The 11,829-nt window shown below is 67.2% G+C and carries 13 protein-coding genes; 9 read left to right on the top strand and 4 right to left on the bottom strand.

The window, feature by feature from the left end; genetic code table 11:
• The coding region (locus ACWDU1_RS20810; RefSeq protein WP_450000700.1) for a phosphoketolase family protein at positions 1–1,059 on the bottom strand (1,059 nt) is incomplete at its 3' end.
• Between the two features lie 343 nt (positions 1,060–1,402).
• Here ACWDU1_RS20810 and ACWDU1_RS20805 point away from each other — a divergent pair.
• From ACWDU1_RS20805 to ACWDU1_RS20780, 6 genes are all read left to right on the top strand, one after another.
• Positions 1,403–1,966 carry an FKBP-type peptidyl-prolyl cis-trans isomerase gene (locus tag ACWDU1_RS20805; protein ID WP_450000698.1) on the top strand — a complete coding sequence of 188 codons (564 nt, stop codon included), beginning with the start codon at positions 1,403–1,405 and terminating at the stop codon, positions 1,964–1,966.
• A 218-nt stretch (positions 1,967–2,184) separates the two neighbouring features.
• Positions 2,185–3,561: a trigger factor gene (gene tig / locus ACWDU1_RS20800; RefSeq protein ID WP_450000696.1), complete on the top strand. Its 1,377-nt coding sequence runs from the start codon at positions 2,185–2,187 to the stop codon at positions 3,559–3,561.
• 471 nt (positions 3,562–4,032) lie between these two features.
• Entirely contained in the window at positions 4,033–4,623 is a 591-nt protein-coding gene (locus ACWDU1_RS20795; protein ID WP_450000702.1) for an ATP-dependent Clp protease proteolytic subunit, read from the top strand.
• Between the two features lie 86 nt (positions 4,624–4,709).
• Positions 4,710–5,375 (top strand): ATP-dependent Clp protease proteolytic subunit, encoded by a 666-nt coding sequence (locus tag ACWDU1_RS20790; RefSeq protein WP_450000694.1) that lies wholly within the window; start codon positions 4,710–4,712, stop codon positions 5,373–5,375.
• Between the two features lie 360 nt (positions 5,376–5,735).
• Complete coding sequence (clpX, locus tag ACWDU1_RS20785) at positions 5,736–7,016, top strand: ATP-dependent Clp protease ATP-binding subunit ClpX (protein ID WP_030523255.1); 1,281 nt, start codon at positions 5,736–5,738, stop codon at positions 7,014–7,016.
• Positions 7,017–7,158: 142 nt separating this feature from the next.
• Positions 7,159–7,542 carry a hypothetical protein gene (locus tag ACWDU1_RS20780; protein ID WP_450000693.1) on the top strand — a complete coding sequence of 128 codons (384 nt, stop codon included), beginning with the start codon at positions 7,159–7,161 and terminating at the stop codon, positions 7,540–7,542.
• 3 nt (positions 7,543–7,545) lie between these two features.
• On the opposite strand, the gene ACWDU1_RS20775 is transcribed toward ACWDU1_RS20780, so the two are convergent.
• Together ACWDU1_RS20775 and ACWDU1_RS20770 are read right to left on the bottom strand one after the other, a co-directional pair.
• Positions 7,546–8,115 carry a carboxymuconolactone decarboxylase family protein gene (locus ACWDU1_RS20775; protein WP_450000692.1) on the bottom strand — a complete coding sequence of 190 codons (570 nt, stop codon included), beginning with the start codon at positions 8,113–8,115 and terminating at the stop codon, positions 7,546–7,548.
• Between the two features lie 265 nt (positions 8,116–8,380).
• The gene (locus ACWDU1_RS20770) at positions 8,381–8,758 is read right to left on the bottom strand and encodes a nuclear transport factor 2 family protein (RefSeq protein ID WP_450000691.1); all 378 of its coding nucleotides are present in this window, start codon (positions 8,756–8,758) and stop codon (positions 8,381–8,383) included.
• Positions 8,759–9,234: 476 nt separating this feature from the next.
• Here ACWDU1_RS20770 and mihF point away from each other — a divergent pair, with 476 nt between their 5' ends.
• Together mihF and ACWDU1_RS20760 are read left to right on the top strand one after the other, a co-directional pair.
• Positions 9,235–9,549, top strand: coding sequence for an integration host factor, actinobacterial type (mihF, locus tag ACWDU1_RS20765; RefSeq protein WP_030523251.1), 315 nt, complete (start codon positions 9,235–9,237; stop codon positions 9,547–9,549).
• Between the two features lie 116 nt (positions 9,550–9,665).
• Positions 9,666–10,103, top strand: a complete 438-nt coding sequence (locus ACWDU1_RS20760; protein WP_450000689.1) for a DUF6841 family protein — start codon at positions 9,666–9,668, stop codon at positions 10,101–10,103.
• Between the two features lie 66 nt (positions 10,104–10,169).
• On the opposite strand, the gene ACWDU1_RS20755 is transcribed toward ACWDU1_RS20760, so the two are convergent.
• A complete protein-coding gene (locus ACWDU1_RS20755) occupies positions 10,170–10,901 on the bottom strand; it encodes a TetR/AcrR family transcriptional regulator (protein ID WP_450000687.1) in 732 nt (243 codons plus the stop codon).
• Between the two features lie 106 nt (positions 10,902–11,007).
• On the opposite strand from ACWDU1_RS20755, the gene ACWDU1_RS20750 reads away from it, so the two are divergent.
• Positions 11,008–11,829, top strand: an 822-nt coding sequence (locus ACWDU1_RS20750) for an FAD-dependent monooxygenase (protein WP_450000686.1), incomplete at its 3' end; no start/stop codon positions are given.

The raw sequence follows: 11,829 nt of genomic DNA, 5'->3' as shown, positions 1-11,829 counted from the left end.
GCGATGCGCGGCGTCCTGGCGGGCGGCGGGCAGCGGTACCTGATGGGCGCGGAACGTGCCCTCCACCGGCTTACCGTCCACCTGGGGTGGGCCGGTCCAGCCCTTCGGCGTGCGCAGCACGATCATCGGCCAGTGCGGGCGGCTGTTGTCGGTGCCGTCCCGCGCGGCCCGCTGGATCTGCGCGATCCGCTCCAGGCAGGCGTCCATCGCCGCGGCCATGTCCTGGTGCACCTGCGCCGGATCGCGGCCCGCGACGATCAGCGGTTCGTATCCGTTGCCCCGCAACAGCGATACGAGCTCGGATTCCGGGATCCGGGCCAGCAGTGTCGGATTCGCGATCTTGTATTCGTTGAGGGCCAGGATCGGGAGCACCGCGCCGTCGCGGGCCGGGTTCAGGAATTTGTTGGCGTGCCAGCTGCCCGCCAGCGGGCCGGTCTCCGCTTCGCCGTCGCCCACCACGCAGAACACCGTCAGGTCCGGATGATCCAGCGCGGCACCGAACGCGTGCAGCAGCGAATAGCCGAGTTCGCCGCCCTCGTGGAACGAGCCGGGGGTCTCCGGGGCGCAGTGGCTGGGAACACCACCGGGGAAGGAGAACTGGGCGAACAGCGCCCGCATGCCCTCGCGGTCGCGCGGGATATGGCTGTACAACTCCGAACAGGTGCCTTCCAGCCACGCGCAGGCGTTGGGGCCCGGCCCGCCGTGGCCGGGCCCCGCCACGAACACCGCGTCCAGGTCGCGTGCCCGGATCGCCCGATTCGCGTGTACCCACACCAGATTCAACCCGGGAACCGTGCCGAAATGGCCGAGCAGGCGAGGTTTGATGTGCTCCGGGGCCAGCGGCTCCCGGACCAGCGGGTTGTCCATCAGATAGATCTGCCCCACCGACAGATAGTTGGCGGCCCGCCACCACGCGTCCAGGGTTTCGAGTTCGTCGGGATCCAGCGGCCCCGTAGCCGCCGCCGACAGCACGTAGGGCCGGGGTGCGAGCGATTCGCCACCGCCTTCACCCACATTGTCGGCGCTCGTATCCCCGCCGCCATTCGTCAACTGCGTCATACGCCGAACCTCCTGGAGGTCGTGGTCGCAACAGCCGCCCACCCGCCGAGTGTGGTACCGCCACCACGATAGCTGGATGTGTGCCGTACCGCGCCCGGTTCGGCGCGCGCGAAACCGCGGCCGTGCCATCGAAACGCTGTCGCCCGGCGGCATACCCGCGCCGCGACCCGGTAATCGGTGTGGTGGGGCGCCGCCCGGACCAGACCGGCCGGGGACCACCGCCACCGGGCGGCGGCCGGCGGTGCCCCGGAGTGGTGCCGGTGTGCGTGGTCGCGCCCCGGCGCGGTGTGCCCCGGTCGCGCCCCGGCGTGGTGGCCGGGCGGCCGGCGGATAGGGTCCCCGCATGCACATTTTCGGCAGGATCATCGCCGTCGCCGCGGTCGGCGCGGCCGCGCTCGGCCTGACCGGGTGCGGCTCGGACGACAGTTCCGAGAGCAGCGCCCCGACCACCACCGCGGCCGCCCCGGCGACCGCTCCCGCCCAGGCCGGACCGACCGCCTCCAAGGGGCGGGAATGCGGCGCCGACGATATCGGCGTCACCGGCGGCTTCGGCGAGGTCCCGCAGATCACCGTTCCCGACGACTGCGATCCGCCGAAACAGCTGATAACCAAGGATCTGGTTCCCGGCACCGGACCGGGTGCCGCGGCGGGGGAACAGCTGACCATGAATTACGCCCTGGTCACCTGGTCGGACAAGCAGACACTCGATTCGTCCTTCGAACGCGGGGAACCCTTCGAACTGACCCTCGGGTCCGGCATGGTGATTCCCGGCTGGGAACAGGGCCTGGAAGGGATGCAGCAGGGTGCCCGCCGGTTGCTGATCATTCCGCCGGAGCTGGGTTACGGCGCCGGCGGTAACGGTGTGCAGCCGAACGAGACCCTGGTCTTCGTCACCGACCGGCTGTAATACCGCGACCGGCCTGCAGCGTGAGCGGGCCGGTCAACTACCCTGGTCGGGATGCGTATCCCGGGCGCGTGAAACCGCAGGTGCTCGCCGCTTCGGACGGTACGCCGAGGGCGCGTACCCACGTGCCGTCGCCGACCACGCGCCATCATCCGGTGACCAGCACGTATACGTGCGGGGCCGGTGAGAACACGAACCGACGAGAAACAAGGAGCATGTCCGTGAAGAGCACCGTCGAGCAGCTGAGCCCGACCCGGGTCCGGATCAATGTCGAGGTGCCCTTCGAGGAGCTGAAGCCGGACTTCGATCGCGCCTACAAGGCCCTCGCCAAGCAGGTGCGCATTCCCGGCTTCCGTCCGGGGAAGGCGCCGGCCAAGCTGCTCGAGGCGCGCCTGGGCCGCGGGGCGGTGCTGGAGCAGGTCGTCAACGACGCGCTGCCCGGTCGCTACAGCGAGGCCGTCACCACCTCCGAGGTGAAGGTGATCGGCCAGCCGGAGATCGAGATCACCAAGATCGAGGACGGCGAGGAGCTGGCGTTCACCGCCGAGGTCGATGTCCGCCCGGAGATCACCCTGCCCGAGGATTACAGCGCGATCGCCGTGACGGTCGACGCCATCGAGGTCACCGACGCCGATATCGACGAGCAGCTGCAGTCGCTGCGGCAGCGGTTCGGCACCCTGACCGGCGTCGAGCGCGCGGTACAGGACGGCGATTTCGTCTCCATCGACCTGTCGGCCACCGTCGGCGGCGAGGAGGTCCCGGAGGCCGCGACCACCGGCCTGTCGCACGAGGTCGGTTCCGGCCAGCTGATCGAGGGCCTCGACGAGACCCTGACCGGGATGTCGGCCGGCGAGTCCAAGGAGTTCACCTCCACCCTGGTCGCCGGTGAGCACGCCGGGCAGGAAGCCACCATCACCGTCACCCTCGGTTCGGTCAAGGAACGCGAACTGCCCGAGGCCGACGACGAATTCGCCCAGCTCGCCAGCGAATTCGACACGATCGACGAACTGAAGACCGATCTGCGCGCCCGGGTCGAGCGGGTCAAGAAGGTCACCCAGGCCGGCGAGATCCGCGACAAGGTCCTCGAGCAGCTGCTCGAGACCGTCGAGGTCCCGCTGCCCGAGGCCGTGGTGAAGGCCGAGATCGACGCCGTCGAGCACGACGCCGTGCACGGTTTCGATCACGACGAGGCCAAATTCGCCGAGGCGCTCGAGGCCCAGGGCTCCAGCCGGGAAGAGTTCGACGCCGACACCAAGGAAGCCGCGGAGAAGTCGGTGAAGACCCAGCTGCTGCTGGACGCCGTCGCCGAGGCCGAGGGCACCCAGGTCGGTCAGGAGGAGCTCACCGAGCGGATCCTGTTCCAGGCCCAGCGGTACGGCATGGCCCCCGAGCAGTTCATCCAGCAGGTCCAGCAGGCCGGTCAGCTCGGCGCCGTCTTCGCCGATGTCCGCCGCGGCAAGGCCCTGGCCGAGGTCGTGCTCCAGGTGACCGTCACCGACTCCGAGGGCAACACCGTCGACACCGACGAGATGTTCGGCAACAAGGCCGACGACGACGCCGAGGCCACCACCGAGGAAGCCACCACCGAAGCGGAGTAACCCCCGCGACGATCGCGCACAGCAGCCCTGGGACCTGAGGGAGTGTCGGCCATCCACAGACAGCAGACGAGCAACCGCTGTCGTCGGTATGCCCACCCCCCGAAGCCCAGGGCTTCTGCCACCTCCGGATGGCCGCGTCCAATGGTCGGGGTCCGCCCCGCAGCGACGGAGCAAGGGGGCGCGACGGTGGCCCACGTTCATCCGTATGGTCAGCAATCGAGGTTCGGGGCCCGTCTCGGTTCTGGAGCGACGGAGCGAGGGAGCGCAGCGACTGAGCGTAGGAGTGAAGAACCGAGACACAAGGGGGCCCCGAACCCCCGCGCCGCCGGAGGCGGCGCCATAGATATTGCGCTCTGAGCGAATCGGGGTGGTACCGGAAGATCGGTGCCGCCCTGTTTCGTTAGTGTTTGTGACAGCAACGAGCCGGCGAAGAGAAGGCAGGTATCCGTGACAATCAACAAAGCCGAGGTCATGACAGCTCCGACCGCTGGGCTCAATCTCAGTGATTCGGTGTACGAGCGCCTGCTGAGTTCGCGCATCATCTTCCTCGGCACCCAGGTCGACGATGACATCGCGAACAAGATCTGCGCGCAGCTGCTGCTGTTGTCGGCGGAGGACCCCACCAAAGATATTTCGCTCTACATCAACTCGCCCGGCGGGTCGGTGAACGCGGGTATGGCGATCTACGACACCATGCAGTTCGTCGAATGCGATATCGCGACCACCGCGATGGGTCTGGCCGCTTCCATGGGGCAGTTCCTGCTGACCGCCGGCGCGCCGGGGAAGCGTTTCGCGCTGCCGCACACCCGGATCATGATGCATCAGCCCTCGGCCGGTATCGGCGGTTCGGCCGCGGATATCGCGATCATGGCCGAGCAGTTCGCCTACACCAAGCGTGAGCTGAACGAGTTGCAGGCGCAGCACACCGGTAAGCCGGTGGAGCAGATCAACGCCGACGCCGACCGCGACCGCTGGTTCACCCCCGACCAGGCGCTCGAATACGGCTTCATCGACCATGTGGTCAGCACTGCGCGCCAGACAGGCGGCACGGGCAGCAACTAGGGCGTCGCCGCGAATCCGGGCCGGTGGCCGGTTCGTTTTCGCGTATCCGTCCGGCGGAAAGCTCACTCACAGACTTGGAGACGAATATGGCCAATCCGATCGATCCTCGCGGCCTGGGCGGTGTCGCCCCGGCGGGTCCGCAGTCGCGCTACATCCTGCCGTCGTTCATCGAGCATTCGAGTTTCGGCGTCAAGGAGTCCAACCCGTATAACAAGCTGTTCGAGGAACGCATCATCTTCCTCGGCGTGCAGGTCGACGACGCGTCGGCGAACGACATCATGGCGCAGTTGCTGGTGCTCGAATCGCTGGACCCGGACCGCGATATCACGATGTACATCAATTCGCCGGGTGGTTCGTTCACCTCGCTGATGGCGATCTACGACACCATGCAGTACGTGCGTGCCGATGTCGCGACCGTCTGCCTCGGGCAGGCCGCGTCGGCGGCGGCGGTGCTGCTGGCGGCGGGGACGCCGGGTAAGCGGGCGTGCCTGCCGAACGCGCGGGTGCTGATCCACCAGCCGTCGGTGGAGGGCGGCATCCAGGGGCAGGTGTCGGATCTGGAGATCCAGGCCGCCGAGATCGAGCGGATGCGCCGGCTGATGGAGACCACCCTGGCCCGGCATACGGGTAAGGACGCGGAAACCATCCGTAAGGACACCGATCGTGACAAGATCCTGACGGCCGAGGATGCCAAGGAGTACGGGATCATCGATACGGTGTTCGATTACCGCAAGCTCAGCGCCCAGAAGTAGGGCCACCCCGGTCCGGCGGGCCGCGCCGCGGTACGCCGGATCGGCCGGGGTGGGCCTGTGGCCCAGCCGGATACCGCGGGCGCGTCGCCCCGACACGCCCCATTCGGCGCGGCGCGCGAAAAAAGGCGCCGCGACGAGGTATCCGGGTGAATCCCGGCACAACCGCGACGAGAAACCTGCCCGAGTTGTCGACCTCCATCGCGCTCACCGGGTACGGTCAAACACAGGGACCTTTGTTCCCGGTTGACAGCACCGCCCAAAGATCCGGGTGAAACCGCCGGATTCGCTCCACCTGAGGCGGCGGCCGGCTGACAGCTGGACGGATGGTTGCACGCGAACAAGGAAGTAGGGACCCACACGATGGCGCGCATCGGCGACGGCGGCGATCTGCTCAAATGCTCGTTCTGCGGAAAGAGCCAGAAGCAGGTCAAGAAGCTCATTGCGGGACCAGGGGTGTACATCTGCGACGAGTGCATCGATCTGTGCAACGAGATCATCGAGGAGGAGCTGGCGGAGTCGAGTGAGGTCAAACTCGACGAGCTGCCGAAACCGGCGGAGATCCGGGATTTCCTGGAGAATTACGTTATCGGGCAGGACACCGCCAAACGCACGCTCGCGGTCGCCGTGTACAACCATTACAAGCGTATTCAGGCCGGGGACAAGGGCCGTGACGCGCGTGGGGAGAGCGTCGAGCTGGCGAAGTCCAATATTCTGATGCTCGGTCCCACCGGTTGCGGTAAGACCTATCTCGCGCAGACGCTGGCGAAAATGCTGAACGTTCCGTTCGCGATCGCCGATGCCACCGCTCTCACCGAGGCCGGTTATGTGGGCGAGGATGTCGAGAATATTCTCCTGAAACTCATCCAGGCCGCCGATTACGACGTGAAGCGGGCCGAGACCGGAATCATCTATATCGACGAGGTCGACAAGATCGCCCGTAAGAGCGAGAACCCGTCGATCACCCGCGATGTCTCGGGTGAGGGTGTGCAGCAGGCCTTGCTGAAGATTCTGGAGGGCACCCAGGCCAGCGTGCCGCCGCAGGGCGGGCGTAAGCATCCGCATCAGGAGTTCATCCAGATCGATACGACGAACGTGCTGTTCATCGTGGCGGGGGCGTTCGCGGGTCTGGAGAAGATCATCTCCGATCGCACCGGGCACCGGGGGATCGGGTTCGGCGCCGAGGTCCGCTCCAAGGCCGAGATCGATACCACGGATCATTTCGCCGAGGTGATGCCGGAGGATCTGATCAAGTTCGGTCTGATTCCCGAGTTCATCGGCCGTCTGCCGGTTGTGGCGTCGGTGACCAACCTGGACAAGGATTCGCTGGTGAAGATCCTGTCCGAGCCGAAGAACGCGCTGGTCAAGCAGTATATTCGCCTGTTCGAGATGGACGGGGTGGATCTGGAGTTCACCCGGGACGCGCTCGAGGCCGTGGCCGATCAGGCGATTCTGCGGGGCACCGGGGCGCGGGGCCTGCGCGCCATCATGGAAGAGGTGCTGCAGCAGGTGATGTTCGATATCCCGAGCCGTGACGATGTGGCCAAGGTCGTGGTGGACGCGGATACGGTGAACGACAACGTGCTGCCCACCATCGTGCCGCGGAAGCGGGAGCGTCCGGAGCGCCGGGACAAATCCGCCTGACGGCAGTCGCAATCGTTCGGAGGCCGGATCGGGGCCCAACCGGATCCGGCCCGCAGTACTCTCGGTGACCCTCGGCATTCATGCGATGTAGGAGCAGGTCATGGCGATGCAGCGGCTATACGCACCCACACGGATGATCCGTGTGGGTGCTTTCGTATCCGTCGTGGGTGCGGCGCTGGCGGCGGTGGTCCTGGCCGCGCCGCCGGCTGGCGCCGCGGTGCGGCAGGTGAGCGTGACGCCGGATATGAACGCCGGTATCCGCACCAACTACGGGACCGGGTGCACCTATACGGTGCGGGCCTGGCTGAGCGAGGCGGTGGCACCGGTGACCTTCTTCGACAACGGGGTCCCGTTCGTCACGGTTCCACCGCTCGGGGGCGGGCTGGCGCTGGCTCGGTGGGTGCCGGCCACCGGGGGCGACCACACCCTGTCGGCGGTGCAGGCCGACGGGGGCGGTGCGGCGCCCGGTGTGCGGGTCTTCGTGGGGCGCGGCGAGCATATCGGCTACGCCTGCTGGGTTATCTGAACGTCAGGCCCAGGGCACCCGGCAGGAGTCCGTGCTGAATCCCTGCGCGGTGATACCGAGGGCGTGGTTGCCGCGGGCGCGGGAATTCTCCAGCGCGATGTGATAGGTCAGTTCGATCACGCCGGGGCGGCCGAAGCGCTCTTCGAGATCGGCGACCTGCTCGTCGGTGACGGTCATCGGGGTGGCGGTCATGGCGTCGGCGTAGGCGATGGCCGCGCGCTCGTCGTCGGTGTAGTGGGGTGAGGTCTCGTATTCGGCGATGTGCTGGAGCCGGTCGATGTCCAGGCCGTCCAGGCGCTGCAGCATGGTGCCGAAGTCGACGCACCACGAGCAGCCGACGGTCCAGGCCGTGCGGTACACGGCGATTTCGCGGATATTCGCGGGTAGTTTCCGGGAGACGCGCTCGACAAGCAGTTCGTGGACACCGTTGGCGACCATGATGCCCTGGTGGTGGGCGGCGACCGCGAACGGTTCGGGGACTTCGCCCATTCTCCGCCGGGCGAACCAGTACATCACCCGGGCCAGCGGTCCGGCGTCCTTCGGTGCGACTGCGGGGATGCGGGTTGTGCTCATCGGTGCTCCTCGTGCCGGTGGTTATCGGTCTACAAGGGGGACGAGACGGCGGCGCTCGGCGTGACGCGTCGGAAAGGCCGCGTGACGTGCTCCACACGCTCGGCGCGAAATCGGGTTGTGGCGCCCGGGACGCCCACGATCTCGGCCCGACGCAGCCGGGACTTGTGGGCAGGTACCGGCTGCGTGATGGGGGCCGGGGCCGGTCGTGGGCGGCCCGGGCTGGCGATGCGGACGGCTCAGCGCAGTCGAGTCGCCGCATCGCGGCTCATTCGGGTTCGACGGCCATATCGTCGGCACCCCAGTAGGCGCGCATCCGGACGATCCGGCCTTCGTCGTCGAACTCCATGGTGTCGATCGGGCTCAGCGTCATACGGTGCCCGCCGGCCTTGGTGACCAGGGTGAAGACGAAGGCGGCGTGGCGTCCGGCGATGCGGACGGTCTCCGGCGCGAGGCTCGTCTCGCGGTCCAGGCTCGCGATCACGTCGTAGAACTCGCGGATGGCATCGTGGCCCTGCTTCGGCTCGGTGCCGATGGGGTCTTCGATGACGGCGTCCGGGGCGTAGAGAGCGACGATATCCTCGGTCGGGCCCGAGCCGACCAGTTTCACATACTGCTCGACCACATCGCGGATCTCGCGTGCCATCACCACTCCTGCCAAAATGAAACGTGTTCTAGGTTCGGCAGCGTAGCAGTTGTGCGGGGATTCGTCAGCGGATTCATTGCATGCGACTATCCGCCGGTCAGCGGCCTCTGTCGCGATATAGGTGGAGAAATACCTGGTGAACGCGTTGCCGCTGCCGACGGGCGGGTATCGCCGCTGATCCCTCGATTCGCCGTTGAATCGCCGCCGTGCAGAGTGTGCGTCTGCCCGGAATGTCGGTAGATCGGTCGCGAGTGTTACGTGTTCCTGCTTCCTGTCGCGCGGATTTCCACTGTCGATTTCGCGGAATACCCGATCGCTTGCCGGGGCCGCCCGCGCGCTGCCGCCCGGTCGCGAGTGAGAAATCATTGCTATGACTGCAGGTCTGGCCGGTGTGTCTCCGGTTCGGTGTCGGTATTGTGATGTTGAATCGACCCGATCAACCAGATGTTCGAGCGACAAGTGGAAGCGGAGGAAATATGGCACTGCCAACGATGACCGCGGAACAACGCACGGAGGCTCTGGCCAAAGCGGCGGCGGTGCGCAAGGCGCGCTCCGAACTGATCGGTCAGGTCAAGGACGGCAAAGTGTCCGTCGCCGATCTGCTGCGCAAAGCCGATAGCGATGAACTGGTCAAGAAGACCAAGGTGGTCGCCGTGATCAAGGCTCTGCCGGGCGTCGGCCCGGTGAAGGCCGCCAAGCTGATGGATCAGGCGGATATCCCGGAAGACCGCCGTATCGGTGGCCTGGGTGCCCGGCAGCGCGCGGCGCTGCTGGAGGCGCTGGCCAACTGAGGAGGGGGAGCGTCCGGTCGCGGACGCTCCGAACTCCGGCCGCGGCCGGGCCGGTCGTATGAGACGACCGGCATGGCCTCGGCGGTAGCGGGGGAAATGGTGATTACTGTGGCACTATGGCCGTTCGCGACGAACTCGAATCGTTCCTGGACGAGTACCAGTCCACATTGAGTAACTACGACGCGGAACGTGCCGCGTCGCTGTGGGGGACGCCGGGCACGATCGTCGGTGACGATTTCGTGGGTGCTCTGCATTCACGCGAGGAAATGGCCCAGGGGCTGGCCCAATCCTATCCGGTGTATCAGGCGCTGGGATTGTCCCGCGTCGATCACACTGTTCTCGAACTCGCCGAGCTCACACCCTCGCTGGTGCGTATCCGGGTGCGCTGGTACTTCTACGACAGCGACGACACGATGCTTACCGATAGCGATTATGAATATGTGCTGCGCCGCGACGACGAGGGCTGGCGGACCTATGTCGCGATCCCGCTGGATGCCGCGGAAAAGCTCGCCCGGCTGGCCGACGAACGAGGCGTGCGGTTGCCGGAGGCGTGATCGCCGGGCCGATTGTCGCCGAAAAGGGCGAGTGATCGTCCGGGACGGGTGCCCGGTGGCGTCGGTTCAGGAACCGGTGCTGTTCCGGTCCGTCAGCAGCGCGGCGATGCCGTCCAGGATCCGCTCGATTCCGAATTCGAGCGCGGCATCGCGGCCCGGCCCGGCGCCCTCGTTCGGGCCGCCGGGGGGGTCGGTCAGCGCCGCGATCACGGAGGGAAAGCGATCGCCGGCGATTTCGAGGGCCGCCGCGATGCCCTCGGAAAAGGCGCCCTCGTTCCCGCCCGGTGTCATCAGCTGCTGCGCCAGGCTGCGCACGTGGCCGTTGAGGACGACCAGGGTATCCATCCGTTCCGGCCCGCTCAGGGCGGTTTCGTCGAGGGTGCGCAGCGCGGCCTCCATCCAGCCGAGTTCGTGCGGCCCGATGGGCCGGGCCCCGGTCAGGAGTTCCATGGCCCAGGGGTGTCGCCGGTAGCGTTCGAAGGTCAGCAGGGCCCAGGAGCGCAGCCCGGACCGCCAATCCGGTGGCGCGCCGGCTTGCGGCTCCGGTGGCGGCCCGAGCGCGGCCTCCAGCATCAGCGCGGTCAGTTCCGATTTGCCCGGTAGGTGGCGGTACAGCGACATCTTGGTGTAGCCGAGCCGGTCGGCCAGGCGTTGCATGGACAGCCCGGCGAGTCCTTCGGTATCGGCCAATCCGACGGCCTCGGCGACGATGGCGGCACGAGTGAGGGCGGGTTTCGGGCCCCGGGTCGGTCGCCGGTCGGTTCCCCAGAGCAGTTCGAGCACGGTCGGGGTCGGCATCGGGGCCTTTCGAAAAGTCGTTGACGTGCCACTGTGTCTACCATACGCTGTTTTGCGTCCGCCGGAAACAGTTTCCATTGGATGCAGATCAGGAATGGAGTTCCTCATGCGCAATCGCACCGTTCTCGTTTCCGGCGCGAGCATCGCCGGCCCCTCGGTCGCCTACTGGCTCGACCGCTACGGATTCGAGGTCACCGTGGTCGAGCGCGCCGCCGCCCTGCGCCCGGGTGGGCAGGCCGTCGACTTCAAGGGGTCCGTGCAGCGCACGGTGCTCGAGCGGATGGGCGTCTACGAGGAGGTCCGGCGCCGCAGTACCGGCGCCACCGATATGGTCATCATGGATACCGAGGGCCGGGAGCGCGCGCGGATATCCGGCGACTTCACCGGCGGTGATGTCGAGATCCTGCGCGGTGATCTCGCGCAGATCCTCTACGGGCTCACCGCCCGCCGGTGCACCTACCTGTTCGGGGATTCGATCAGCGCATTGCGCGAGACCACCGACGGTGTGGAGGTCGAATTCGAAAACGGCCCGTCCCGTCGCTTCGACCTGGTGATCGGCGCCGACGGGATCCATTCACGGGTGCGCCGCCTGGCGTTCGGGCCCGAAGCGGAATTCGTCGGCCATCGGGGGTACTACTACGCCATCGCGGGGGAGCCGCCGGCCGGGGAACGAGCGGACGGCCCGCGCCGGGAAATCGCCTATGCCTACAGTGCGCCGGGCCGGCTCGCGGTGCGGGGCGGGCCGAAGGCCCGGCAGATGTACCTCTTCGCCGCCGCGGAAACCGAGTTCACCGACGAGGGCGCGAAGCGCCGTTTCCTGATGGACCGATTCGCGGGCATGGCGGGGGCGGTACCCGAGATGCTCGCGGAACTGTCCGAGTACGACGATTTCTATCTGGACGCGCTGGCCCGGGTGCGCATGCCCGCC

This window comes from Nocardia sp. NPDC003345 (assembly GCF_053589395.1).
The sequence above is the reverse complement of the archived record's forward strand: the minus strand, read 5'-3'. Positions and strand labels throughout refer to the sequence as shown.